Below are 22304 nucleotides of genomic sequence, written 5' to 3' on the forward strand. Positions count from 1 at the left end.
GGCCCGCTCCCCCACCCGGCCACCCATCAAAGATACACTGAAGTGGGTGGCCGGGTGGGGGAGCGGGCCGGTGCCGCGATTCAGCGCAGCGGAATCCATACAAGAGCACGGTTGATCGAGCGGTCTCGCTCCCCTATGTCGCCGCTTTCCCGCGAAAGACCGACATGCTGTTCACCTTCCTCCTCGTCGTCCATGCCATCATCGCCGCGCTGCTCGTCGCCGTGATCCTGATGCAGAAGTCGGAGGGCGGCGGCCTGACCAGCGGTGGCAGCCCGTCGGGCCTGATGTCGGCGCGTGGCGCGGCGAACTTCCTGACGCGCGCAACCGCGGTGCTTGCCGGACTGTTCGTTGTGATGAGCATCACGCTCGCGGTTATCGCGGCGACGCGCGGCGGCAACGAGATCGATACCAGCCGTGCTGCCACTCCGCCGGCGCAGACCGCCCCGGCAACCGGCCCCGCGCCGGCGGTGCAGCCCACCACGCTTCCGGCAACGCCGGCGGACAACAGCGCCGTCCCGCTCGCCAGGTAACGGCGACTTACCCGCAATATTTTTGAGCGCGCCCGGAGTCGGGCGCTTGCCCCCACTCGTGCATAAAGGCTAGGCGAATACTCCCATGACGCGGTATATTTTCATCACCGGCGGCGTGGTCTCCTCGCTTGGAAAAGGCCTGATGGCGGCGAGCCTCGCGGCGCTGTTGCAGGCGCGCGGGTACAAGGTCCGCATCCGGAAATTCGATCCCTATCTCAATGTCGATCCGGGCACGATGAGTCCGTATCAGCATGGCGAGGTCTATGTGACCGACGACGGGGCCGAGACCGACCTCGACCTCGGCCATTACGAGCGCTTCACCGGCGTTTCGGCGCGGCAGTCGGACAATGTCACCTCGGGCCGCATCTATCAGCAGATCATCCAGCGCGAGCGGCGCGGCGACTATCTCGGTGCGACGGTGCAGGTGATCCCGCACGTCACCGATGCGATCAAGGCGTTCGCCCAGGCCGACACCGAGGGTCTCGACTTCGTGCTGTGCGAGATCGGCGGCACCGTCGGCGACATCGAATCGCTCCCCTTCATCGAGGCGATCCGCCAGCTCAAGAACGAGCTTGGCCGCGGGCGCTCGGTCAGCATCCATGTGACTTTGGTGCCGTACATCGCGGCGGCGGGCGAGCTGAAGACCAAGCCGACGCAGCACAGCGTGCGCGAACTGGCCTCGCTCGGCGTCGCGCCCGACGTGCTGGTGTGCCGCTGCGAGAAGCCGCTGCCGGCGGGCGAGCGCGCCAAGATCGCACAATTCTGCAACGTGCCCGCAAGTGCGGTGATCCCGGCGCTCGACGCCGCGAGCATCTATGCGGTGCCGATGCAGTACCATGCCGAGGGGCTGGACGGCGAAGTGCTCCGCGCGTTCGGGATCGAGCCTGGCGCCGACCCCGACCTCTCGCGCTGGAGCGAGATCACCGACCGGCTGTTCAATCCCGAAGGCGAGGTGACGATCGGCGTGGTCGGCAAATATGTCGGCCTGCCGGACGCCTACAAGTCGCTTCAGGAAGCCTTGGTGCATGGCGGCATCGCCAACAAGGTGAAGGTCAATCTGCGCTGGCTCGACGCCGAATTGTTCGAAAAGGGCGAGGCGGAGATCGCCGCGGCGCTCGAACCGATGCACGGCATCCTCGTCCCGGGCGGGTTCGGCGAGCGTGGCAGCGAAGGCAAGATCGCGTCGGTGCGCTTCGCGCGCGAGCGCAACGTGCCGTTCTTCGGCATCTGCCTCGGCATGCAGATGGCGTGCATCGAAGGTGCGCGGAACACCGCGGGGATCGACGAGGCGTCATCGACCGAATTCGGTTCGACCAGCGAGCCGGTGGTCGGCATCATCACCGAATGGATGACGCAGGAAGGCATTCAGACGCGCGAGGAAGGCGGCGATCTCGGCGGCACGATGCGGCTCGGCGCCTATGACGCGAAGCTGACCGGCAACAGCCAGGTCGCGGGCATCTATGGCGCCGGTGAAATCAGCGAGCGGCACCGGCACCGCTACGAGGTCAACGAATCGTACCGCGAGCCGCTGGAGAAGGGCGGCCTGATGTTCACCGGCATGTCCCCTGACGGCCTGTTGCCCGAAATCGTCGAGCGGCCCGACCATCCCTGGTTCATCGGCGTGCAGTTCCACCCGGAGCTGAAATCCAAGCCGTTCGACCCGCACCCGCTGTTCGCGAGCTTCATCGAGGCTGCGGTAAAGCACAGCCGCCTGGTTTGATCGCTAATTCCTCCCCCGGGAGGGAGAGGCGGACCAGCGAAGCTGGTGGAGGGGTAGGTCTCCACAAGCGAGCCGGTTCATTGTCTGGCGAGCTACTCCTCCGTCATCGCTAAGCGATGCTCCCGGGGAGGAATGGAAATAGCTAAGCCGCCACCAGCTCCCGCGCCTTGGCTTTCAACCGCCACGCATGCAGCAGCGGCTCGGTATAGCCGTTGGGCTGCTCCAGACCCTCGAACACCAGCGCCCGCGCCGCCTGCCATGCCAGGCTGCCGGGATTGCCCGCCATCGGCTGGTACAGCGGATCGCCCGCATTCTGCGCATCGACCTTCGCTGCCATCCGCTCGAACGCGGCGTCGATCTCGTCCGCCGTGGTCACCCCATGCAGCAGCCAGTTCGCCATATGCTGCGAGCTGATGCGCAGCGTCGCGCGGTCCTCCATCAGGCTGATATCGTGGATGTCCGGCACCTTCGAGCAGCCGACGCCCTGGTCGATCCAGCGCACGACATAACCGAGAATGCCCTGCGCATTGTTGTCGAGTTCGTCGCGAATCTCCTGCGGGGTCCAGTTATGGCCCTGCGCCAACGGGATCGTCAGCAGCGCGTCGAGCGAGGCGGCGTCCGCCGGGGCGATGCCGTCGCGGCGCGCGAAGGCGTCGATGTCGTGATAGTGCGTCGCGTGCAGCACCGCGGCGGTGGGTGAGGGGACCCAGGCGGTGTTGGCGCCGGTCTGCGGGTGGCCGACCTTCTGTTCCAGCATGTCAGCCATGCGGTCGGGCGCGGCCCACATCCCCTTGCCGATCTGCGCCTTGCCCGACAGGCCGCAGGAAAGGCCGATCGCGACGTTGCGCGCCTCATAGGATTTGATCCAGTCGGACGCCTTCATGTCGCCCTTGCGCAGCACCGCGCCGGCTCGCATCGAGGTGTGCATCTCGTCGCCGGTGCGGTCGAGGAAGCCGGTGTTGATGAACATCACGCGGTTGCGCACGGCATGAATACAGGCGGCGAGGTTGGCCGAAGTGCGGCGCTCCTCGTCCATCACCCCGACCTTGAGCGTGTAGCGGGGCAGGGCGAGCAGGTCCTCGACCGCGTCGAACAGGTCGTTGGTGAACGCGCACTCGTCCGGGCCGTGCATCTTGGGCTTGACGATATAGACCGATCCCGTGCGGCTGTTGCGGAAGCGGCCCTTGCCCTTGAGGTCGTGCAGCGCGATCAGACTGGTGACGATGCCGTCGAGAATGCCTTCGGGCGCGTCGCTGCCATCGGGCAGGCGGACGGCGGGCGTGGTCATCAGATGGCCGACATTGCGCACCATCAGCACGCTGCGGCCGGGCAGGGTGATCGCGCTGCCATCGGGCGCGGTGTAGCTGCGGTCGTCGTCCAGCGCGCGGGTCAGCGTCTTGCCGCCCTTGTCGAAGCTGGCGGTGAGGTCGCACTTCATCAGCCCCAGCCAGTTGGCATAGGCCGCGACCTTGTCCTCGGCGTCGACCGCCGCGACCGAATCCTCGAGATCGACGATGGTCGACAGCGCGGCTTCGAGGATCACGTCGGCCAGGCCGATCGGATCGTCGCGGCCGATCGGGTGCGTGCGGTCGAACACCAGTTCGATATGCAGGCCGTTGTGGCGCAGCAGGAGATTGTCGCCATTGCGTCCGACGAGCTGCGACGGGTCGGCGAGGACGGGTTCACCGCTCAGGTCCGCCCAGCTGCCACTTGCCAGCGGCGCGGCGCGGTCGAGGAACGCCTTCGCCCAGCCGATCACCTGCGCGCCGCGTTGCGGGTCATAGCCCTTGCCGGCCGCCGCACCGGGAATCGCATCGGTGCCGTACAGCGCATCATACAGGCTGCCCCAGCGGGCATTGGCGGCGTTGAGCACGAAGCGCGCATTGAGCACCGGAACGACCAGCTGCGGTCCGGCGGTGGCCGCGATCTCCGCATCGACATTGGCCGACGTCACTTCGAACGGCGCGGGTTCGTCGGTCAGGTATCCGATCTCGCGCAGGAACGCCTGATATTCGATGGGGTCAGGCTGCCCGGGGCGCGCCAGATGCCACGCATCGATCTTCGCCTGCAGGTCGTCGCGCGTCGCGAGCAGCGTCGCATTGCGCGGGGCAAAGCGCGCGAAGATGTTGGCCGCGCCGGCCCAGAAGGCTGCGGGCTCGATGCCGGTGCCGGGAAGCGCCTCATTTTCAATAAACGCAGCGAGATTTTCCGCGACCTGAAGTCCAGCCTTGTCGATCATGCGTCACCCAAATGTTGTTTCCGCGCTTGTAACGCCGTTGCTCATCTGTGCGGTAGACGATAAAAACTCACATCTCTTTTGCCTCATAGGAAAAGATCGTGAACCCCGACTATGCGATGTTCGCCACGATTGCCGAATCCGGCAGCCTTTCCGCAGCGGCGCGCGCGCTCGGCCTGTCGCCGGCGATGGTCTCGAAGCGGCTGGCTCGGCTCGAGGCGAAGCTCGGCGTCCGGCTCGCGCACCGCACGACGCGCGCGCTGACGCTGACGCAGAGCGGGGCGGCATTCCACGCCGAGATCGCCGAGATCATGACGCGGCTCAAGGTAGCCGAGGCAAGGCTGATCGGCGCGCGCGACGTGCCGGCGGGCCGGCTCAAAGTGACCGCGCCGACCTCGTTCGGGCGGCTCCACGTCGCGCCGCATCTCGACGGTTTCCTGCGCGCCTTTCCCGACGTGGCGCTGGAGATCGAGCTGTCGGACGGCTTCACCGACATCATCGCCGAGCGCGTCGATGTCGCGATCCGCATCACCGCCGCGCCCGATCCGCGGCTGGTGGCGCAACGGCTCGCGACGAGCTGCCGGATCCTGTGCGCAGCGCCCGCCTATCTCACCGCTTTCGGCGAGCCTCGTTCGGTAGCGGACCTCGGCAAGCACCGGTTGCTCGCCGCCGAAGGCCAGCTGCCCTGGCCAGTCACCTCGAGCGGCCGGCGCTTTACCATCCCGGGCACAAGCCACGTCCGCACCAATTCGAGCGAGATCGTGCGCGAGCTGGCGCTGGGCGGGGTGGGGATCGCGCTACGCTCGCTATGGGATGTGGCGGGGCTGCTGGCGGACGGCCAGCTCGTCCGCGTGCTGCCCGAGGTCGACGGGTCGGACGATGTCGCCATCTATGCGATGCATGCCCCGGCGCCCGCGCTCACAGCCGCGGCGGCGCGCTTCGTCGATCACATGCGCGAGGCGTTGGCTCAGCCTGCCTGGGCGTAACGCGCCGCCATCGATCGATAGAGGTCGCGGATGCCGAAGTTCCACGGCGCGGCATCCTTCGACGTGGTGACGCGATTGGTCAGCGTGCCGAGCCGCGGCGAGTGGATGCGCACCACGTCGCCGACCTTGTGGGTGAAGCCGCGCCCGGCATGGTCGCGGTCCTGGATCGGCGCGAACAGGGTGCCCAAGAACAGTGCGAACCCGTCGGGATATTGATGCTCGCTCAGCGTCTGGCGGATCAGTTCGAGCGGGTCGCGGCTGATCTGGTTCATCGAGCTGTGCCCTTCGAGGCGATAGCCCTCCGGCCCGTCGATCACGAGGTCGAGTTCGGCGTTGCGCACGTCGTCGATCCCGAACCCGGCGTCGAACAGCCGCACGAACGGCCCGACCGCGCAGGCGGCGTTGTTGTCCTTGGCCTTGCCCAGCAGCAACGCGCTGCGCCCCTCGAAATCGCGCAGATTGACGTCGTTGCCGAGCGTCGCGCCGACCACCTTGCCGAAGGCGTTGGCGACCAGCACCACCTCCGGCTCGGGGTTGTTCCAGCTCGAATCCGATCGCACGCCGATCTCGGCGCCCCAGCCCAGCGCCGAGAGTACCGGCGCCTTGGTGAACACCTCGGCATCCGGCCCGATCGCGACTTCGAGATATTGCGACCACATGCCCGCTTCGATCAGCGCCGCCTTGAGCCTCGCCGCATCGTCGCTGCCCGGCACGACCGAGCGGATGCCGCCGCCGATCTTCGCTTCCAGCTCGCCGCGGATCGCCGCCGCCTGATCGGCGTCGCCGCGCGCGCGCTCTTCGATCACGCGCTCGATCGCCGAGACCGCGAAGGTGACGCCGCACGCCTTGACGCATTGCAGGTCGAGCGGAGAGAGCAGCTCGAACGGCCCGGCGCCGACCGTCAGGTCCTCGATCGCGCACAGGTCGCGGCCCGCCACCGATGACGGATCGTCAAGGTCGAATAGATCCGCCGTCGTGGGTGCAGTGCGGGAAATGTCGAGCACCCGGCCATCGCGCACGAGCACCGGGACGGGACCCTCCGCCAGCATCACGCGCCCCGCAAGCGTCGCGGCGCGATGATCATGCGGCAGCGCTGCCACATCGAACGAAACAGACATGCCTACTCCCGTGAAATGGCCGCACCGGCGGACGACTTCTCGGATTATTTGTATGATGTATTCTCAATTTGCGCAATGGCGATGCGCGACGGAAAAGACGCCTCGTAAAATCGGCGCGGCACCCCATATGTTAGTCATCGCTCCACGTTGCCCCGAGCAAGGACGCGACTGTGAGATGTTTTGTGCTCCCGCTCTGCGCGGAGCCGTGCATGTCCCAGATTTCGCCTGTTTTCCGCCCGCTCGCGCTCGCTACGGCGCGACGCCCGCGGCTTTCGCTGTTCCCGAACGTCTTCAAGCCGTCGGCCGATCCGCTGCCGGTGCGGGGTAACTGACGTGTCGCGCGCCGTGAACATCGACGCCACCGTGGATCATGTCATCGCCACCTCGGCCAAGCTCAAGGCCGTGATCAGTGCGATCGAGCCGCTCGTGCCAAAGGGAACCCGCGTCGTCTTCGTGAATGCCGACCATACGGCCGCCGTGGCGCGCGCTTATGGCAAGCTGGTCATGACCGGAACCGTGACGCGCAGTCACTGGGTCCAGGTACGCGCCAGTTGACGCCGCTTCGATCCGGTAGCGGCGGTGTCCATGCTTAGCCTGCTCCATCGCCTGTTCGGGACGCATCTTCCTGACCCCGAACGCAATAATTGGGATCGCGGCCAGTTCGCCAGCGTCTGCGTCCATTGCGGGTGCGAGATGGTGCGGTTGCCAGGTTTGCCCTGGCGCGCCGGCCGCCCGGACTAGCGCCTCGACTCGCCATATCCGTCTCGAAAGGACCGCCTCATGAAACCCACCGCCATCACTTGCCGCGCACAGCAGGCGCATCATCTCGCACTTGCCGCCGCGGCCGTGCTGCCCAATGTGCGTGGCATCGCCACGCTGGCTGCCGCTGCATGGGGCAAGGAAGCGCTCGACGCCGACAAGCGCGACACGCGCGCGGCCTTGCGCAAGCAGGGTGTCGAAGAGGCAGCCCTCGCGCTGCGCCTCGAATTGCCGGCCCAGGACGATCGCCGGTTCAGCGAGAATCCCGACCGCGGCTTCGCAGATCAGGGTCCGATCCTGAACTAGATTGAAAAATCTCGCCCGCGGCCCCATATCGCGCTGGCTATCGTCGCCTGCGACGGAACCGACGCTTCCGGGCCGACCCTTCCTTTTCTCGCTTCCTGGCTCCGCGTGCAGTTGCGCGCGGACACTCCATGTTTCGTGAAAGGAACATCCCATGCCGATCGGCAAGGTCAAATTCTTCAATATCGACAAGGGCTACGGCTTCATCGCGCCCGAGGACGGCGGCACTGACAGCTTCGTGCACATCAGCGCCGTCGAACGCGCCGGGATGACCACGCTGCAGGCCGACCAGCGCGTGTCCTATGACGTCGAGAACGACCAGCGCGGCAAGACCTCCGCAGTGAACCTTCAGGCGGTCTGATCCGTTCCTGACCGATGCGCGGGGCGGAGTCGGCGCAAGCCGGGGCCGCCCCGTTCCCGTTCAATCCAGTGAAAGCGCTTCGTCCGACATGACCGCCTATCGAGCTCCCGATTTCCAAGAGCGTACCGCGCTCGCCCGCGCCGCCAAACAAAAGGCGCTGGAGCAGCTTCGCGCGAAACCCAAGCCGAGCGAGGCGGAACTCGCCGAACGCAAGGCAGCAGCCGCGGCACGCGATGCGGCCGAAGCCGAGCAGCGCCTCGCCCGCGCCGCTGAAAAGCAGGCTGCAGCCGAGGCGCGCGCGCAAGCCGCCATCGCCGACCGCGCCGCCAAGGCCGAAGCCGCGATCGCGCCGTCGAAAAGCGACATCGAGCGCAAGGCCGAGCGCGACGCGCGTTACGCGGCGCGCAAAGCCCGCAAATAGCCCGCTATTTGGTGGCGATCTCGTTGGCTTCGGCGCGATACTGCTCGCGCACGAAGGTCCTCGCCGCAGTCTGCGTCTTGAAGGAATCGCCGAGCACTTCGCTCGATACGAGCGGGTAGCCCTGCGAATTGAAGCGAGTCGTGCGAACGGTCACGCGGAATACGCCTTCTTCGTCCTTGTTGATCAGATAGGGGCGAACGGGAACTCTCGACATCGAAGATACTCCTTTGAAATAAACAGTTTGGCCGGTCAGAAACCGGCGGGCGCACTGGCCTGAACAAGCGGCGAATTTTCCGCGGCGCCGACGATGGCGACTTCGGCGGTGAGCAGCAGCCCGGCGACCGAGGCGGCGTCCTGCAACGCGCTGCGGACGGCGAGGGTGGGATCGATGATCCCCGCTGCCATCAGATCTTCATAGGCGTCGGTCTGGGCGTTGAAGCCCATATCCTCGTCATTGCCGTCGAGCAGGCGGCCGGCGATCACGCCGCCGTCATGCCCGGCATTTTCGACGATCTGACGCAGCGGCGCCGACAGCGCCGAGCGGACGATGGCGATGCCCCGGCTCTGGTCGTCGTTCGCGCCCTTCACGCCGTCGAGCCTGCGCGAGGCGTACAGCAGCGCAGTACCGCCGCCGGGCAGGATGCCTTCCTCCACCGCGGCGCGCGTCGCGTGCAGCGCATCATCGAGCCGATCCTTGCGTTCGCGCATCTCGACCTCGGTCGTGGCGCCCACGCGGATGATCGCGGCGCCACCGCCAAGCCGCGACATGCGCTCCTGAAGCTTGCCTTGGTCATGGTCGCTGGTGCTGAGCTCGATCTGGCGGCTGAGGACCGCGACGCGGCCGGCGATCGCGGCGGGATCGCCCGCGCCGCCGATGATCGCCGTGTCATGCTGGTCGATCGTCACGCGCCGCGCGGTGCCGAGCATGTCCAGCGTGACCTCTTTCAGTGCGATGCCGAGTTCGGGCGCGACCAGCACGCCGCCCGTCAGGATGGCGATGTCCTCGAGCATCGCCTTGCGGCCCTCGCCGAATCCGGGTGCCTTGACCGCGGCGACCTGAAGGCTGCCGCGCAGCTTGTTGACGACGAGCGTGGTGAGCGCCTCGCTCTCCACGTCCTCGGCGACGATCAGCAGCGGACGGCCCGATTTTGCGACTGCTTCGAGCACCGGCAGCAGGGCATGCAGGTCCGACAGTTTCTTGTCGTGGATCAGGATGTACGGGTCGCGCAGATCGACCGTCATCTTGGCGGCGTCGGTGATGAAATGGGGGCTGAGATAGCCGCGATCGAACGCCATCCCCTCGACGATTTCGAGCTCGAACGCGGTGCCGCGCGCGTCCTCGATCGAGATCACGCCTTCCTTGCCGACCTTGTCCATCGCCGCGGCGATCATGTTGCCGATTTCGGCATCGCCATTGGCGGAGACGATCCCGACCTGGGCGATTTCGGCATTGTTCGCGACGGGGCGCGAGCGCGTCTTGAGCGTCTCGACCACCTGCGCGACGGCCAGGTCGATCCCGCGCTTGAGTTCGATCGAACTGACACCGGCCGAGATCGATTTCATCCCCTCGCGCACGATCGCCTGCGCGAGCACCGTCGCGGTGGTGGTGCCGTCGCCGGCATGATCCTGCGTCCGCGCAGCGACCGACTGGAGCAGCTGCGCACCCAGATTCGCGAAACGGTCGCTGAACTCGATCGCCTTGGCGACGGTGACGCCATCCTTGGTGACGTGCGGCGCGCCATAGCCGCGGTCGAGCACGACGTTGCGGCCCTTCGGCCCCAGCGTGACCCGCACCGCATCGGCGAGCAGGTCGACGCCGCGCGCGATGCTTTCCCGCGCATCGCGCGAGAATCTTATGTCCTTGGCTGCCATAGATGTCGGCCGTTCGGGTTGCTGGGCTGCGACGGAGTGTCGCTCTCACAACCGGAGGCCAGCGCCGCCGCTCTGCGAATTGGCACGCTTGGGGTCACGCACCGATAGCTAGCATGTGGCCCTCGCGACGCCTCGTGGCAAGGGGTCGCGGCTCAGCGAGGCTATGGCATGGTCAACGGGGCGGCCTGCACCTATATAAGCCGCATCGTCGCTGACCCTTTCGCAAGCGGGCGACGCCAGAGAGAAACTTCTTGCTCCCGCTTGCCGACGGGAGAAGCCATGTGCCCATGAGTTCGGCAGTCAATGAATTCGATCAGCCACGCCTGGGTGCGGGCGGGTTTCCCTCCGAGATCACCGCCGCGCTGCTTCGCATCGGCCGTCCAAAGGGCGCGGCGTCCGCTGCCGCTGCCGCGGTCGAGGAAGCGGCGTGTCCCAATCCGGATGCGGCGCCCTATTTCGAAATCTATCGCGCCGAGCGCATCAGCCTGACCACGATCCTGTTTTCGGGCGGCGACTGGCGCTGGCGCTTCTGCGCCGCATCGGGAACGCCGATCGCCGTCAGCAGCGGCTATGGCAGCGAGCGCGCCTGCCTGGCGGCGGTGGCTGCGCTGCGCGGCGGGGCCGGCGCAGCGATGGTCCGCGGCGCAACGCGCGGGACGGGCGATTAGACTGGTGCCGGCGGTTGCCATGACCTAGAATGGCGCCGCTGCTCCAATCCGGGTCAGAGCGTTGGCCGACAGGCTCGAACGCGAAGAAGGAGCAAGCCGATGGCCAAGGGACAGCGCAAGAGCGGCAGGGAAGCCCGCAAGCCCAAAAAGACCGAGCCGCCCAAGGCGAACGCATCGGCGCCAACGATGAAGGGCACTCCCGCGCAGGTGCCGGCAAAGCGCGACTGACGCGGGCAAAGTTCGGGTGCGCCATTGCCGCGCGCCCGGGGCGTCACCATATCTTTGAGGAATCGTCGTCTGCGGCGGAATTCCACGCCTTGCCGCGGAAATCTACCTTCATGTTGCATGGCTTCGGATCAGAAGGCGCTCGCATGGGGCGCGGACGAGGCCCCTCAGCGCTCTCACCACGGTGACGGTCGTCGGAGATACGACATGGAATCCAGACTGATCATTGCCTACACGCTGATGCTGCTGATCACCTTGGTGTTCGCCGGCCTTGTCGGCTATCTTGTCTATCACTCGCGCGACCGCAGCGATGCCCGGCGTCGCATTCGTGAGAACCGCGATCATGCCCAGGCGATGTTATCGAAGGCAACGCCGCCGCGCGAATGAATGCGGCGCGGTCGCGTCTGCGGCCATCGATCACGTCCGACGCCAGCGTCAGCCGGTTTCGACCTGCACGCTCTGGCTGTTCATCACGGCGGTACCAAAGGCAGTGAGAAAGGCGACGTCGGCGGCATCGCGGCCGACGCCGATCTTGGCGATGTCGCCGGCCTTGGCCATGCCGGTCGGATCGATCAGATGCCAGGCTCCGCCCAGAAACACCTCCGCCACCGCGTGAAAGTCGGGCGGCTCGACGCCGGGGGCATAGACGCTGGCAATTCGCGCGGGGATGCCGGCGGCCCGCGCGAAGGTGATCATGACATGGGCATAGTCGCGGCAAATGCCCTGCCGCCTCACGAAACTCTCCAGCGCGGTCGTCTCGGAATCGCTCGCACCAGGCACATAGGAAAAGCGCTCGGCGATCCAGTCGCGCATTGCGATCACCTTGGCGCCGTCCTGGATGCCGCCGAACTCGGCCTCGACGAACGGCTGGAACTGGTCGGCCGGGCAGTAGCGCGACGACATCAGATACTGGACCGTCTCGCCCGGTAACTGATGGAGCGGGATCACCGGCAAGTCCAGGCAATCCTCGATCATGCGCTCGATCCGCACGGTCGCGCGGTAATCGACCAGCAACTGGCCCTCGACCCGCACCCACATCCGCTCGCCGATCATGTCCTGCGATGCGACGCGGGCGAAATGATCGGTCGGCGTGATGTCGAGGTGAGACGCTTCCACCGCCTGCTCCGGGATCGCGGCCGCCTCGAATTGCAGCAGCACGTCGGTCGGGCGCGAGAACCAGTAGTCGAGCTGGGTGTGGATCGTGAGCCGCATCACCGCTTCGCGCGCTTGAGGCGACGCGCGTTGCCGGTCGCCGCGCGATGCACTGGCGCGAGCGCCGAGCCGCCGAGCCGCGCGCTCGCGGTGATCGCGCCGAGGGCATATTCCGCGCTGTGCGTCGCCAGCGCTGAAGTCTCGGCCAGCGTCGGCACCCGGCCCGAGAGCATCATCAGCCCGACGCGCTGCATCTGCGCCGTCCATGCCCCGTGCATCGCCAGCGTATCGCGCGTCACCGCCCGCGCGCTGCGGCTGAACGCCTCGACCTTTTCGGGCACCATGCGTGCAAATTCGGCGAAATCGGCCTGCATCGGCGCACTCGCCGCATCGCGCATTTTGCCGGTTCGCGCATCGATCACGCTGTGGGACGCCTGCAGCGTCTCCATGCCGCGAAGCCAGTTGGTCTGCATCTGAAGCCCGGCCGCGACCATGCGGGACCAGGCAGTGAAAGGATCGATCATCATATTTCCCCCGAAGTCAGGCGGGCGGCCGCCACGCCGGGCGGCCGCGTTGAGTTCAAGGCAGTCAGGCGACCGGCTCGCCGAGCTCGATCTCGACCGGCTTCAGCGTTCGTGCGGTCGGCGTCGGCAGGCCCTTGGCTTCGAATTGCGCCATCAACTCGGCCTTGCGCGCGGCCATCGTCTCGCCAAGCGCGACGAGATCGACGTCGCTGGCGCGCGCCTGGGCGAACATGCCCTCCTTGGGCATCTCCTCCTCGTGAACGTGATGCTCGATCGCTTCGGAGAGCACGGTCACCTTGGCCTCGAAAAAGTCCTCGCCAGGTTCGCCCGCCATGATCTGGCTGATCAGCAGCTTGGCGCCGTCATGTTCGACATAGGATTCGTCGAGCAGATCCTCTTCGATCTTGCCCTTGATCGCCGGGTAGAAGATCTCCTCCTCGATCATCGTATGGACGATCAGCTCGGTGCAGATCCGGGTCGCGAGCGATTTCTGCTTCGCCTTCGAGCTGGTTGCGTCGAATTCGTCGAACAGGTCCTCGACCGCGCGGTGATCCGCCTTGAGGAGGGCGATCGCGTCTTTTGCCTTGTCAGCCATTTGGGCAGCGCCTTTGCTATTGGAAATCAGGCAAAAAATCCTGCCTCGGCACTTGTAACGCCCCAGATCGGGTTTCGTCTCTGTTGCGGATCATTCTCACAAATGAGAGTTCGACTCGCCACGCGATAGTTCGGCTGGAAGAGCGGCGCGGGACGAACCCGCGCCGCTGCCCCCCCAATCAGTTGGCCTCCCACACGCGCAGGTTCAGGCCGCCCGACGCGACGACATTGCCGCCGCCGGCTGCGACCACATTCCCGCCGCCCGCAGCGACAACGCCGCTCGCGCCGCCGATCACGGGATAGTTGCGGCCGTCGATGGTGACGAAGGCATGGCCGTCCTTGATCGTGATCTTGCTGCCCGCCGGGACGCGCATCGCGACGTCCCGTTTCTTGAAATACGGATATTGCGCGCCGTTATTGTTGTCCCACGGCGCGCAGCCCCAGACGAAGATGTTGACCACCCCGTTGCAGCCGGTGCCGGCATAGGCCGGCGCGGCGAGCCCGGCGGCTCCGATCAGCACGGCCGTCGCGACGGCCTTCTTCCAGATCGCAGGCTTCATTGCTTTTCCTTTGCGCAATTCAGTGACGCGCCGGGTTCGGGGGATTCCGAGGCCCGGTCGAGCGCCGTGCGAGCAAAGGGGGCGCGGCGGACGACCAACGGGCCGCGGTTCGACGAATGGGCGGAATCAGCCGATGAACGGCCCTGGCCCGCCTTCGTCGCGCGGACCGCCGCTTGCATCGTGTCGTGCTGGCGCGACCGGCGCCGGCACGGAATCGTCCCCGCCGGGAGGTTCGATCCATGAACACATTGCTTCTTCTCGCGCTCGGCATGGCGCTCGTCGGCATCTTCGTCGCCATATGGGGCGCGCGCACCTATCGCCGGCAGGGCGCGCAGCACGCCGACGCGTCCGCGCGCTGGAAACAGGCGCGGGCGACCGTCGTCGATGCGCGCATCATCGAGCGCGAGCGTTCCGACAGCAACGACAACGACTATACGGTTTACGAGCCGAGGCTTCGCTACAGCTACGCCGTTGGCGGCGCGGCGCACGAAGGCGAGCGGATCAACCTGTGCAGCGCCGAAAGCTATTCGGACCCAAGCAAGGCTGAACAGTGGCTCGCGGCGCACGCCCCGGGTACGGCGATCGACATCTGGTATGATCCCGGCCGGCCTGGCGAAAGCGCCTGCGTTATCGACAAGCCGAGCTTGTTGGGTGCGATCGTCACGGTCGGCGTGGGTGTCGGCCTGGTCGGGATGGCGATCTGGATACTCTTCATGCTTCCAGCGGATTGACCAGCTTCGCCAGCACTGCCGCGCGGTAGCTGGGGCCGAGCGGGACCTGCGTGCCGTCATCGAGAATCAGTTCGATCACCTTGCCGCGGCGGCGCGTGGCGGCGACTCGCTCGGGACGGACAAAGGCCGAGCGGTGGACGCGCATCAGCCCGCTGCCCTGAAGGCGCTGCTCCAGCTCGCCCATCGTCGCGCGATAGAGATAGGCGCGTTCGGCGGTATGGAGATAGACGAGGTCGCCCGCCGCCTCGACCCGCACGATGTCGCCGATCTCCAGCCGCACTGTGCCCTGCCGCACCGGCACCCAGATCGCGTCGGCGCCTTCCGGCGCGACGGGCGGCGGCAGATGCGGTGACGGCCGTGCGCCGCGCGCTTCGAACCGCAGCCGCGCGCGTTCCATCGCCTTGGCCAGCCGCGGCCGCCGCACGGGCTTGAGCAGATAGTCGACCGCGCCCATGTCGAACGCATCCACCGCATGCTCCTCATGCGCGGTGACGAAGATGATCTCGGTCCGACCTTCCGCGATCTCGAGCGCCGCGTTGATGCCGTTGCGGCCCGGCATGTCGATGTCGAGGAAGACCAGGTCAGGACCGTGCATCCGCACCGCCGCGACTGCCGCATCGCCGTCGGCCGCCTCCGCGACGATCTCGTTGCCCGGCATTTCCGCGATCAGCGCATGCAGCAACGCGCGCGCGAGCGGCTCGTCATCGGCCAGCACGATCTTCATGCCGCGGCCGCTTCTGCCCGCATGGGGATGCCGATCTCGGCGCGGAAACCATCGGCGAGAGGGCGGCATTCGAGCCACGCATCGCCGCCATATTGCGTGGCCAGGCGGCGTCGCGTGTTCTCCAGGCCGATGCCGTTGCGATCACTGGCTTGGGCGGCCGCACCGTCGACCGGCTCGCCGGCGCCGGGCCGCAGCGAGCGGTTGATGACGCTGAGGATCGTCTCGTCCGCGCCTGTTCGCGCCGTGATGTCGATCACCAGCGGCGTGCTTTGACGCACGGCATGCTTGATCGCGTTCTCGACCAGCGGTTGCAGGATGAAGTTCGGCACCGGACAAGCCATCAGCGCGGGCGGCACCCCGATATTGACCTTGAGTCGCGCGCCGAAGCGAGTCTTCTCGATATCCAGATAGGCGGCGATGGTGCCCAGTTCCTGTTCGAGCGTGACCAGTTCGGTCGGGTTGGATGCCAGCGACGCGCGCAGGAATTCCGCGAGCCGGCCGATCATGTCTTCCGCCTCGTCCTGCCGGTTGCGCACCACCAGACTGGCGATGCCGTTCAGCGTGTTGAACAGAAAATGCGGGTTGAGCTGCAGCCGCAGCGCCGCCGCTTCCGCGCGCGATGCCGCAGCTTCGAAGGCCGCGGCGCGCGCTTCGTTGAGCCGGGCATGGTCGGTCGTGCGCGTAGCCCAGATCAGCGCGAGCGTCAGGTAGATCGTCCACAGATACAATATCAGGATCATGAAGAGGCGCACCGGCTGATAGGGCACTGCCCATTCCTGCCATTGCGGCATGACCGTCAGCGAGACCGCGCGCAGCCACAAATCGTCCGCCGCGGTCTGCACGACACCCGCGACCAGTCCGGCGGCCGCCATGACCGCGATCTGCTGATAGGCTCGCGCATTTCGCAAGCGATCGAGCAGCAGGCCGAGCACGATCGACAGGCCGGTGCCCGAGAGCAGGAGCGGAACGTTGGCGAGAAACATCTCACCGGGGCTGGACCGGCCCTGCGCGATCGCGGTGACCTCGACCAGAATATAGCCGAACAGCCAGACGATCGCCGCGAGACGAAATTCGGTCCGCTTGAACAATTCATGCCACGATATGCGCAAGCTTTCCCCCATCCCGGTCAGCGGCTGTTCTAGCGCGCGCCGGGGATCCGCCAAGGCGCTAAATAAAAAGAGATTTTTTGAGGTGGTGGACAGGCCGGCCAAGGCTGGGCGACAAGCGCGGCTTGGCGATTCGCATCCGTGAGGATCGGATGCAGGCAAGGGTGCCGGCCATCGCGCATCGGCGTGGCAGCTAGCAGGAAGAGCACGGATGTCCGACGACTATGCCCGGGGCCAACGCGATGGTCTGCGGCTTGCCCTGGCGCTCCTCGCCGCGGAGGAGGACAAATGGTCGGCGCTGCTCGGCGAGAGTTCGTCCGGACGAACCAACGCCGTGCGAAAGGTGCGCCACAAGACGCTGCAAGTGGCACAGAAGCGAGTGCAGACTGCCTTGAACAGGCTGACGCCGAAGGACGAGACGCTGTCGAATGCCGAGCTTGCCTCAGCGCTCGAAAAGCTTGGGCTCTGAGCCGCGCGTCCAGTCTGCACCCGTCGGATGCGACAGGCTTGCCCGTGATCCCGAACCTGCGATCAGGGCTTGAGCGACTTCGCCATGTTCACGTGCGCGGCCACGACGGGCACCAGTTCGGCCGCCAATGCCTTGAGCGGCGCGGCATCGCCATTCGCCGCATAGTCGCGCAACGCCGCAAGCGCCGCATCATGCGCGGCACGCTGCTCGGCGATATAGCCGGTATCGAACGCGCCGCCGCTCGCGGCACGCAGGGTGTCCAGCTTTGCCTGCTGGCCGGCTGTCAGCGTCGCGTCGGGCGTGAGCGCGGGTGATGCCGTCGCGGCTGCTGCCTTGAGTTTCCCGGCGGATTCGGTGTGCGCGGCGATCATGTGCGTCGCGAATTTCTTGACGTTCGCCGAGCCGGACTTCTCCAGCGCAAGCTGCGACGCGGCGATCTCGAAGGCGTCGCTTGCAGCCGCAGTGTTGGCAAAGGCCTGAGCCGGGCCGGGGATCGCTGGCGCGGCGGTGTTCAGCGCAACGCTGTCATTCGCTGCATCCGCGGCGGCATTGCCCGTATCCTTGGGACCGCCGCAGGCCGCTAGCCCCAGCGTGGCTGCGCCGAGCAGCGCGAATGTCGATGGCTTCATGGAATCATACTCCCTGTTGCGCATGGGTCCGCGCGCCCCAACAACGTGCGGGGCATCGCCGGCGTTCCGGCGCTGCATCGATCGGGCGGACCTTTCGCGATGCGGCTTCGTTACCGTCATCAGATCTGTCGACCTGACGAAGGAAATAGGGCGAATGAGCATTTTCAGCAGCATATTGGGCAAGATCTTCGGCGGTTCGGCAAAGGCCGCGCCTGCGCCCAATCCGACGCCGGCGCCGGCCGTTCCCGCGGCGGCGACGCCAGCCCCCCCTCCGGCGGCTGCGGCGCCCGTGGCGCAGGCGCCCGTCGATGTTGGGGCGGTGCTGTCGGAAATGGCGTCGATGAAGGATGGCGGCGGCAATTATCAGTCATCGATCGTCGATCTGCTCAAGCTGCTCGATCTCGATTCGAGCCTGGCCGCCCGCAAGGAGCTGGCCGAAGAACTGGGTGTCCATGCGGGCGAGCATGGTACAGCCGAGCAAAATATCGCGCTTCACAAGGCGGTGATGGCCAAGCTTGCGGAAAATGGCGGAATCGTACCTGACAGCCTGCGCAACTGAGCATCATTCGATCAGTATAGGACTTATTTATCGATCCCCTTATTTTCATCAGCTACCTTCTTGGCAGCTTCATCGTGGGGCTGCTGGCCATCTGCGTCTGGACGCTGTGGCATGGCCGCGACGAGCGGCGCTCGCTCCGTCAGCGGCGCAGACAACGGCTGGAGCTTCTCGTAAAGCCGACGTGAGCGGCCTGCCGGCACAGCGGCAATGCTTCAGGCAAGGGACGGATTTCGCTGGTGACCCCTACGAGAACCGAACTCGTGTTTTCGCCGTGGCATTACGTCGCGCCGCGCAAGCCGCAGGAGAACTGGTACGTCAAGGAGTTGCCCTCTTACATCCCCAGGCTTCGAAGATATTTTTTCGTCGCGACTAGTGGGAGGAGAACAGTGTCGATCATTTCTTCGACAGCTGCGCGGATACCCAAAGGCGCTTGTGTTGCAGAGATGTAGGCGAGGAAAGCGCCAGGGATGGCCATGACCATTCCCGTGAGCTTGGCGGGGTCAACCTCGCCGCGCCTGGCCGCCCGTTCGAGAAGGAACCCGACGGCTGATGCCTGTCCGCCCAGCAGGCTCTCGCGAAAGCGGGCAGGCGAGGAATTCTCCTCCCGATAATATTCGTCCATCTGCGTCCACATCATCAACACCATGCGGAAATCGCGCTCGTACAGCTCGACGATATAGCTGATAAGCTCGGTACGGACGTCGCTCTCCTCGGGAATGGTGAGCGGCCGGGTCTCGATATGATGCTTGAAGGCGGCCAGGGCGAACGCCCCGCGGCTGGGCCAGCGTCGCGCAATGACGGGGCGGCTGGTCTTGGCCCTTAGCGCCACGCCTTCGATGGTGAATCCGGAATAGCCGCCTTTCAGCAGTTCCGCCCAGGCCGCCTCGAGCAGCGCGTCCTCGAGCGCGGCACCGCGCCGTCGCGTCTTGACGGCTGGCTCGGGCGCGTCGGTCGTGCTGATCGCGGCTTTAGCACTCATTCTCGTACCCTAGTGACGATGAAAATAAGATGCATCAGCATCCCTTAACGTCAAGGATAGCGCTCTGTTACTATAGGGCAAGTCTCGCTTGATAAAGCTGTGCCGTCTAGGGGCGCGACCGTGACGCCCGCCGACGCCCACATCGGCAGGGCTCCGGCCATCATCCCACAGCGTTAGGGCTCAAGCGGCCCAAGGCCGCCCCGTATTGGGCCTATAGCGACCGCCCGATGATCATTTTGCAAACCTCGGAAGTTCCACCGAAGATGCGGCGTACGCGGCTGTCCACATAGAGGCGTGAGATCGGATACTCGCTCATATAGCCCCAGCCGCCGAACAACTGCAGACACTTGTCGATGACGACGCTGTTGTTCTCCGTTGTCCAGAGTTTCACCATTGCCGCGTCTTCCATGGTCAACGTACGATCCGGCACCTTTGCGAGGCACTGGTCGTAGAACGCCCAGCCGACCTGTATGCTCGTCTTGATATCGGCGAGCGTGAATTGCGTGTTCTGAAACTCGAACAAGGTTTTGCCGAAGGTCTTGCGTTGCTTGACGTAATCCACCGTCAGATCGAAAGCGCGCTGACTCTCGCCCAGCGCGCGCGCGGCGATCGTCAACCGCTCTCGCGGGAGTTCCGACATCATGATCGCGAAGCCGCCCCCTTCTTCGCCAATCAGATTGCTCACCGGAACGCGCACATCGGTGAAGAAGAGTTCTGACGTGTCCGACGACTTCTGGCCGATCTTTTCGAGGTTCTTCCCGCGCTGAAACCCCGCCCTGTCCGCCTCGACGAGAATCAGGCTGATACCCTTGGCGCCCATGCTTGGGTCGGTCTTGCACGCCAGCACCACGACATCGCAATTTTGTCCGTTGGTGATGAACGTCTTCTGGCCATTGATGACATACTCGTCACCCTCACGCCGTGCCGACGTCGTGATGGCTTTGAGGTCGCTTCCCCCGCCGGGTTCGGTCAGGCCGAGTGCGCTGATGGCGTCGCCCGTTACCAATTTCGGCAGCCATTTTTTCTTGATCTCTTCGGACGCGAAATTGAGGAGATAATAGGCCACGACGTCGGATTGCAGGAAGATGCCCAGCGCCGAAGCACCGATGCCGTACCCGCCTTCCTCCGAGAGGATCATGTTGAAGAAAAAGTCGGCGCCGGCGCCGCCATATTCTTCGGGGACGCTGCAGCACAGGAAACCTTGCTCCCCCGCTTTCTTCCAGAATGAACGGGGGACAATGCCGTCCGCTTCCCATTGCACGATGTTGGCCTCCACTTCCTCGCGGAAGAAGCGGCGCGCGCTTTCTCGAAACAACTGGTGTTCAGCGGAGAAGATCTTCCTGTCGTGCATTTTCCACTAGGCCTTTTGTCGCGTCGCCGTTGACGACGTTCAAATTAGTTATTGCTTGTTGAGCGCCTTGTACTGCTCAGCAGCGGCTGCATCGAGCGACAGGCTCTTGAGCTCGTAGAAGTGCTCCATGCCTTCAGGGCCGTTCTCCCGGCCCCAGCCGGACCATTTAACGCCACCTAATGGGCCGGTCGCGGTGATGCTGTATCCGTTCAGGGCGATCGTGCCCGTCTTGACGCGCTCGACGAGCCCCATGCCGCGCTCGAAATCGCGGGTGAAGACCGCGCCATGCAAGCCGAAGTTGCTCTCATTGGCCAAGCGGATCGCCTCATCATCATCGTCAAAGGGGAGGATGACGTTCACCGGCCCAAAGATTTCCTGCTGCACGATTTCAGCCGAATTGGGGACGTCGGTCAGAATGGTGGGCTCGAAAAAGTTTCCGGGCCGATCGATGATCGATCCGCCCGTCACCACCCTCGCGCCGCCGGCGATCGCCCTTTGCACCAGCCCTTTGATGTGATCGAGCTGACGGCGCGACACGATCGGCCCAAGCGTCGTCGTCTCTTCCCGCGGATCGCCGATGACGAAGGCCTCAACAGCCTTTGTGAGACGCTCCAGGACCGTGTCGAATAGCGAGCGGTGCACATAGGTACGGCTCAACGTCAGGCAGACCTGCCCCGAATTTCCAAAGGCGCCAATCGGCAGGCTGCCCATGACGACATCGAGGTCGGCATCATCACAGATGATGCAGGCGGACTTGCCGCCAAGCTCGAGGCTGGAGCGTGTGAAGTTCTCGGCGCAGCTCTTCGCGATCGCGCGGCCGGCAGTAGTTGAACCCGTAAAGGTGACCATACCGATGTCTGGGCTGTTGACGAGGCGGATGCCCGCATCGGCGCCGCCCGGCAACACGCTGACCACGCCAGCGGGGAAGCCGGCGGCGGCATAAGCTTCTGCCAGCACTTCCGCATGGAGCGAGCCTTCGGGGGACGACTTCAGGATCACTGGACAGCCGGCCATTAGCGCACGGGCGGTCTTGTTGACGCCCATTGCGAATGGCCCGTTGAACGGAATGATCGCGACGACGATGCCGACGGGTTCGCGCGTTACCAGCGCCGTCTTGCCCGTAAGGGGATCAGGCCTCAGCTCCGTTTGCTCAAAGGGCCGCGCACATTTGATCGCGTCATCGAAATAGGTGAGCGCCGCCAGATGCCGTCCTCTATTCTGGGCCGCCAGCAAGCCAAGTTCATTGCCACTCAGTTCAACGAGCCGATCAATCTGCCCCTCGCAATAGGCGCGCGCCGCGCGAATTTTTTCCGCACGCTCCTCAAATGGCGTGTCGGTCCAGACACGGCTATCCAATGCCGCACGGGCTGCTTTCAAAGCAGCATCGATGTCAGCTTCGTCAGCAAGGCGCACTGTACCGATTTCATCGCCGCTGCTGGGATCGAGGACGGTGTGCCAAACATTGCCGTGAGGCTCAGCCCATTGTGAACCGATTAGGAATTTCTCGAACCCGCGATAATTGGTCATATGGATCTCGCTTGCGTCCATCAACTTGAAGGAATTGCGGCATTCTTGTGAGACGCGGCGAGGTCGCCTGCGCGTCGAAGAACGACTGTGTCATGAAACCTCACCGGGCCAAGGAACGCGCAACGACGTCCCGTCGAACCGCGCTCGTGCCGCTGTAGATCAATTGGGCTTCCATTCGGAATCTGCTGAATGAAAGTGCC

The 22304-nt window shown here is 65.3% G+C and carries 28 protein-coding genes; 14 read left to right on the forward strand and 14 right to left on the reverse strand.

What is annotated here, in order from left to right:
- Nucleotides 1-167 precede the first annotated feature (167 nt).
- Nucleotides 168-530: a preprotein translocase subunit SecG gene (secG, locus tag M9978_RS21870; RefSeq protein WP_254297158.1), complete on the forward strand. Its 363-nt coding sequence runs from the start codon at nucleotides 168-170 to the stop codon at nucleotides 528-530.
- A gap of 85 nt (nucleotides 531-615) precedes the next feature.
- On the forward strand, nucleotides 616-2250 hold the full coding sequence (pyrG, locus tag M9978_RS21875; protein ID WP_254297114.1) for a CTP synthase: 1635 nt from the start codon (nucleotides 616-618) through the stop codon (nucleotides 2248-2250).
- A 142-nt stretch (nucleotides 2251-2392) separates the two neighbouring features.
- Here the strand turns inward: pyrG and M9978_RS21880 are convergent, their stop codons facing one another.
- Nucleotides 2393-4489, reverse strand: coding sequence for a malate synthase G (locus M9978_RS21880; protein ID WP_254297116.1), 2097 nt, complete (start codon nucleotides 4487-4489; stop codon nucleotides 2393-2395).
- Nucleotides 4490-4587: 98 nt separating this feature from the next.
- On the opposite strand from M9978_RS21880, the gene M9978_RS21885 reads away from it, so the two are divergent.
- Nucleotides 4588-5472 (forward strand): LysR family transcriptional regulator, encoded by an 885-nt coding sequence (locus M9978_RS21885; protein WP_254297118.1) that lies wholly within the window; start codon nucleotides 4588-4590, stop codon nucleotides 5470-5472.
- Here M9978_RS21885 and M9978_RS21890 read toward each other — a convergent pair.
- Complete coding sequence (locus tag M9978_RS21890; RefSeq protein ID WP_254297120.1) at nucleotides 5454-6590, reverse strand: fumarylacetoacetate hydrolase family protein; 1137 nt, start codon at nucleotides 6588-6590, stop codon at nucleotides 5454-5456. The genes M9978_RS21885 and M9978_RS21890 overlap by 19 nt on opposite strands.
- A gap of 209 nt (nucleotides 6591-6799) precedes the next feature.
- Here M9978_RS21890 and M9978_RS23225 point away from each other — a divergent pair, with 209 nt between their 5' ends.
- The 5 genes from M9978_RS23225 (at nucleotide 6800) to M9978_RS21910 (ending at nucleotide 8434) form a co-directional block, all read left to right on the forward strand.
- On the forward strand, nucleotides 6800-6922 hold the full coding sequence (locus tag M9978_RS23225) for a hypothetical protein (protein ID WP_302054170.1): 123 nt from the start codon (nucleotides 6800-6802) through the stop codon (nucleotides 6920-6922).
- Between the two features lie 13 nt (nucleotides 6923-6935).
- Complete coding sequence (locus M9978_RS21895) at nucleotides 6936-7145, forward strand: hypothetical protein (RefSeq protein ID WP_254297122.1); 210 nt, start codon at nucleotides 6936-6938, stop codon at nucleotides 7143-7145.
- Between the two features lie 225 nt (nucleotides 7146-7370).
- Nucleotides 7371-7655, forward strand: a complete 285-nt coding sequence (locus tag M9978_RS21900) for a hypothetical protein (protein ID WP_254297123.1) — start codon at nucleotides 7371-7373, stop codon at nucleotides 7653-7655.
- Between the two features lie 151 nt (nucleotides 7656-7806).
- On the forward strand, nucleotides 7807-8013 hold the full coding sequence (locus M9978_RS21905; RefSeq protein ID WP_254297125.1) for a cold-shock protein: 207 nt from the start codon (nucleotides 7807-7809) through the stop codon (nucleotides 8011-8013).
- 88 nt (nucleotides 8014-8101) lie between these two features.
- The gene (locus tag M9978_RS21910; RefSeq protein ID WP_254297126.1) at nucleotides 8102-8434 is read left to right on the forward strand and encodes a DUF6481 family protein; all 333 of its coding nucleotides are present in this window, start codon (nucleotides 8102-8104) and stop codon (nucleotides 8432-8434) included.
- 4 nt (nucleotides 8435-8438) lie between these two features.
- On the opposite strand, the gene M9978_RS21915 is transcribed toward M9978_RS21910, so the two are convergent.
- Nucleotides 8439-8648: a hypothetical protein gene (locus tag M9978_RS21915; RefSeq protein WP_254297128.1), complete on the reverse strand. Its 210-nt coding sequence runs from the start codon at nucleotides 8646-8648 to the stop codon at nucleotides 8439-8441.
- A 35-nt stretch (nucleotides 8649-8683) separates the two neighbouring features.
- Nucleotides 8684-10306 carry a chaperonin GroEL gene (groL, locus tag M9978_RS21920; RefSeq protein WP_302054171.1) on the reverse strand — a complete coding sequence of 541 codons (1623 nt, stop codon included), beginning with the start codon at nucleotides 10304-10306 and terminating at the stop codon, nucleotides 8684-8686.
- Between the two features lie 287 nt (nucleotides 10307-10593).
- On the opposite strand from groL, the gene M9978_RS21925 reads away from it, so the two are divergent.
- From M9978_RS21925 to M9978_RS21930, 3 genes are all read left to right on the forward strand, one after another.
- Nucleotides 10594-10974, forward strand: a complete 381-nt coding sequence (locus M9978_RS21925) for a YegP family protein (RefSeq protein ID WP_254297131.1) — start codon at nucleotides 10594-10596, stop codon at nucleotides 10972-10974.
- 99 nt (nucleotides 10975-11073) lie between these two features.
- On the forward strand, nucleotides 11074-11202 hold the full coding sequence (locus M9978_RS23230; protein ID WP_302054172.1) for a hypothetical protein: 129 nt from the start codon (nucleotides 11074-11076) through the stop codon (nucleotides 11200-11202).
- Nucleotides 11203-11439: 237 nt separating this feature from the next.
- Entirely contained in the window at nucleotides 11440-11586 is a 147-nt protein-coding gene (locus M9978_RS21930) for a hypothetical protein (protein WP_254297133.1), read from the forward strand.
- A 48-nt stretch (nucleotides 11587-11634) separates the two neighbouring features.
- Here M9978_RS21930 and M9978_RS21935 read toward each other — a convergent pair whose 3' ends face one another.
- From M9978_RS21935 to M9978_RS21950, 4 genes are all read right to left on the reverse strand, one after another.
- Nucleotides 11635-12411 (reverse strand): transglutaminase-like domain-containing protein, encoded by a 777-nt coding sequence (locus M9978_RS21935; protein WP_254297135.1) that lies wholly within the window; start codon nucleotides 12409-12411, stop codon nucleotides 11635-11637.
- The gene (locus M9978_RS21940; protein WP_254297137.1) at nucleotides 12411-12875 is read right to left on the reverse strand and encodes a hypothetical protein; all 465 of its coding nucleotides are present in this window, start codon (nucleotides 12873-12875) and stop codon (nucleotides 12411-12413) included. Before M9978_RS21940 ends, M9978_RS21935 begins: the two co-directional genes overlap by 1 nt.
- Before the next feature lie 64 nt (nucleotides 12876-12939).
- Nucleotides 12940-13470, reverse strand: a complete 531-nt coding sequence (locus tag M9978_RS21945; protein WP_254297138.1) for a hemerythrin domain-containing protein — start codon at nucleotides 13468-13470, stop codon at nucleotides 12940-12942.
- 178 nt (nucleotides 13471-13648) lie between these two features.
- Nucleotides 13649-14029, reverse strand: a complete 381-nt coding sequence (locus tag M9978_RS21950) for a hypothetical protein (RefSeq protein WP_254297140.1) — start codon at nucleotides 14027-14029, stop codon at nucleotides 13649-13651.
- A gap of 239 nt (nucleotides 14030-14268) precedes the next feature.
- Here M9978_RS21950 and M9978_RS21955 point away from each other — a divergent pair, with 239 nt between their 5' ends.
- The gene (locus tag M9978_RS21955; RefSeq protein WP_254297141.1) at nucleotides 14269-14760 is read left to right on the forward strand and encodes a DUF3592 domain-containing protein; all 492 of its coding nucleotides are present in this window, start codon (nucleotides 14269-14271) and stop codon (nucleotides 14758-14760) included.
- Here M9978_RS21955 and M9978_RS21960 read toward each other — a convergent pair.
- Both M9978_RS21960 and M9978_RS21965 read right to left on the reverse strand, forming a co-directional pair.
- Nucleotides 14741-15484, reverse strand: a complete 744-nt coding sequence (locus M9978_RS21960) for a LytR/AlgR family response regulator transcription factor (protein ID WP_254297143.1) — start codon at nucleotides 15482-15484, stop codon at nucleotides 14741-14743. The two genes, M9978_RS21955 and M9978_RS21960, sit on opposite strands and share 20 nt — an antisense overlap.
- Complete coding sequence (locus M9978_RS21965; protein ID WP_254297144.1) at nucleotides 15481-16593, reverse strand: sensor histidine kinase; 1113 nt, start codon at nucleotides 16591-16593, stop codon at nucleotides 15481-15483. The genes M9978_RS21960 and M9978_RS21965 overlap by 4 nt, the downstream gene beginning before the upstream one ends.
- Nucleotides 16594-16801: 208 nt before the next feature.
- Between M9978_RS21965 and M9978_RS21970 the strand changes: the two genes are divergently transcribed.
- The gene (locus M9978_RS21970; protein WP_254297145.1) at nucleotides 16802-17059 is read left to right on the forward strand and encodes a hypothetical protein; all 258 of its coding nucleotides are present in this window, start codon (nucleotides 16802-16804) and stop codon (nucleotides 17057-17059) included.
- A gap of 62 nt (nucleotides 17060-17121) precedes the next feature.
- Here the strand turns inward: M9978_RS21970 and M9978_RS21975 are convergent, their stop codons facing one another.
- Nucleotides 17122-17862: a DUF4142 domain-containing protein gene (locus M9978_RS21975; protein ID WP_254297159.1), complete on the reverse strand. Its 741-nt coding sequence runs from the start codon at nucleotides 17860-17862 to the stop codon at nucleotides 17122-17124.
- On the opposite strand from M9978_RS21975, the gene M9978_RS21980 reads away from it, so the two are divergent.
- On the forward strand, nucleotides 17843-18247 hold the full coding sequence (locus M9978_RS21980) for a DUF3597 domain-containing protein (protein ID WP_254297146.1): 405 nt from the start codon (nucleotides 17843-17845) through the stop codon (nucleotides 18245-18247). The two genes, M9978_RS21975 and M9978_RS21980, sit on opposite strands and share 20 nt — an antisense overlap.
- A gap of 331 nt (nucleotides 18248-18578) precedes the next feature.
- Here the strand turns inward: M9978_RS21980 and M9978_RS21985 are convergent, their stop codons facing one another.
- The 3 genes from M9978_RS21985 to M9978_RS21995 form a co-directional block, all read right to left on the reverse strand.
- Complete coding sequence (locus tag M9978_RS21985; protein ID WP_254297147.1) at nucleotides 18579-19226, reverse strand: TetR/AcrR family transcriptional regulator; 648 nt, start codon at nucleotides 19224-19226, stop codon at nucleotides 18579-18581.
- 211 nt (nucleotides 19227-19437) lie between these two features.
- The gene (locus tag M9978_RS21990) at nucleotides 19438-20577 is read right to left on the reverse strand and encodes an acyl-CoA dehydrogenase family protein (protein ID WP_254297149.1); all 1140 of its coding nucleotides are present in this window, start codon (nucleotides 20575-20577) and stop codon (nucleotides 19438-19440) included.
- Between the two features lie 48 nt (nucleotides 20578-20625).
- Nucleotides 20626-22125 (reverse strand): aldehyde dehydrogenase family protein, encoded by a 1500-nt coding sequence (locus tag M9978_RS21995; RefSeq protein ID WP_254297150.1) that lies wholly within the window; start codon nucleotides 22123-22125, stop codon nucleotides 20626-20628.
- Between the last annotated feature and the right edge of the window lie 179 nt (nucleotides 22126-22304).

Source organism: Sphingomonas tagetis, assembly GCF_024211275.1.
GTDB lineage: Bacteria > Pseudomonadota > Alphaproteobacteria > Sphingomonadales > Sphingomonadaceae > Sphingomonas > Sphingomonas tagetis.

Bases quoted from the DNA above. Each gene is read 5' to 3' on its own strand.
- M9978_RS21940 (WP_254297137.1), bottom strand. From the start codon at position 12,875: ATGATCGATCCTTTCACTGCCTGGTCCCGCATGGTCGCGGCCGGGCTT.
- M9978_RS21880 (WP_254297116.1), bottom strand. From the start codon at position 4,489: ATGATCGACAAGGCTGGACTTCAGGTCGCGGAAAATCTCGCTGCGTTT.
- M9978_RS21890 (WP_254297120.1), bottom strand. From the start codon at position 6,590: ATGTCTGTTTCGTTCGATGTGGCAGCGCTGCCGCATGATCATCGCGCC.
- M9978_RS21935 (WP_254297135.1), bottom strand. From the start codon at position 12,411: ATGCGGCTCACGATCCACACCCAGCTCGACTACTGGTTCTCGCGCCCG.
- M9978_RS21900 (WP_254297123.1), top strand. From the start codon at position 7,371: ATGAAACCCACCGCCATCACTTGCCGCGCACAGCAGGCGCATCATCTC.
- M9978_RS21980 (WP_254297146.1), top strand. From the start codon at position 17,843: ATGAGCATTTTCAGCAGCATATTGGGCAAGATCTTCGGCGGTTCGGCA.
- M9978_RS21945 (WP_254297138.1), bottom strand. From the start codon at position 13,470: ATGGCTGACAAGGCAAAAGACGCGATCGCCCTCCTCAAGGCGGATCAC.
- M9978_RS21960 (WP_254297143.1), bottom strand. From the start codon at position 15,484: ATGAAGATCGTGCTGGCCGATGACGAGCCGCTCGCGCGCGCGTTGCTG.
- M9978_RS21930 (WP_254297133.1), top strand. From the start codon at position 11,440: ATGCTGCTGATCACCTTGGTGTTCGCCGGCCTTGTCGGCTATCTTGTC.
- M9978_RS21910 (WP_254297126.1), top strand. From the start codon at position 8,102: ATGACCGCCTATCGAGCTCCCGATTTCCAAGAGCGTACCGCGCTCGCC.
- M9978_RS21985 (WP_254297147.1), bottom strand. From the start codon at position 19,226: ATGAGTGCTAAAGCCGCGATCAGCACGACCGACGCGCCCGAGCCAGCC.
- M9978_RS21950 (WP_254297140.1), bottom strand. From the start codon at position 14,029: ATGAAGCCTGCGATCTGGAAGAAGGCCGTCGCGACGGCCGTGCTGATC.
- M9978_RS21905 (WP_254297125.1), top strand. From the start codon at position 7,807: ATGCCGATCGGCAAGGTCAAATTCTTCAATATCGACAAGGGCTACGGC.
- M9978_RS21955 (WP_254297141.1), top strand. From the start codon at position 14,269: ATGAACACATTGCTTCTTCTCGCGCTCGGCATGGCGCTCGTCGGCATC.
- M9978_RS21915 (WP_254297128.1), bottom strand. From the start codon at position 8,648: ATGTCGAGAGTTCCCGTTCGCCCCTATCTGATCAACAAGGACGAAGAA.
- M9978_RS21925 (WP_254297131.1), top strand. From the start codon at position 10,594: ATGAGTTCGGCAGTCAATGAATTCGATCAGCCACGCCTGGGTGCGGGC.
- M9978_RS21975 (WP_254297159.1), bottom strand. From the start codon at position 17,862: ATGCTGCTGAAAATGCTCATTCGCCCTATTTCCTTCGTCAGGTCGACA.
- M9978_RS23230 (WP_302054172.1), top strand. From the start codon at position 11,074: ATGGCCAAGGGACAGCGCAAGAGCGGCAGGGAAGCCCGCAAGCCCAAA.
- groL (WP_302054171.1), bottom strand. From the start codon at position 10,306: ATGGCAGCCAAGGACATAAGATTCTCGCGCGATGCGCGGGAAAGCATC.
- M9978_RS21970 (WP_254297145.1), top strand. From the start codon at position 16,802: ATGTCCGACGACTATGCCCGGGGCCAACGCGATGGTCTGCGGCTTGCC.
- M9978_RS21995 (WP_254297150.1), bottom strand. From the start codon at position 22,125: ATGGACGCAAGCGAGATCCATATGACCAATTATCGCGGGTTCGAGAAA.
- pyrG (WP_254297114.1), top strand. From the start codon at position 616: ATGACGCGGTATATTTTCATCACCGGCGGCGTGGTCTCCTCGCTTGGA.
- M9978_RS23225 (WP_302054170.1), top strand. From the start codon at position 6,800: ATGTCCCAGATTTCGCCTGTTTTCCGCCCGCTCGCGCTCGCTACGGCG.
- M9978_RS21990 (WP_254297149.1), bottom strand. From the start codon at position 20,577: ATGCACGACAGGAAGATCTTCTCCGCTGAACACCAGTTGTTTCGAGAA.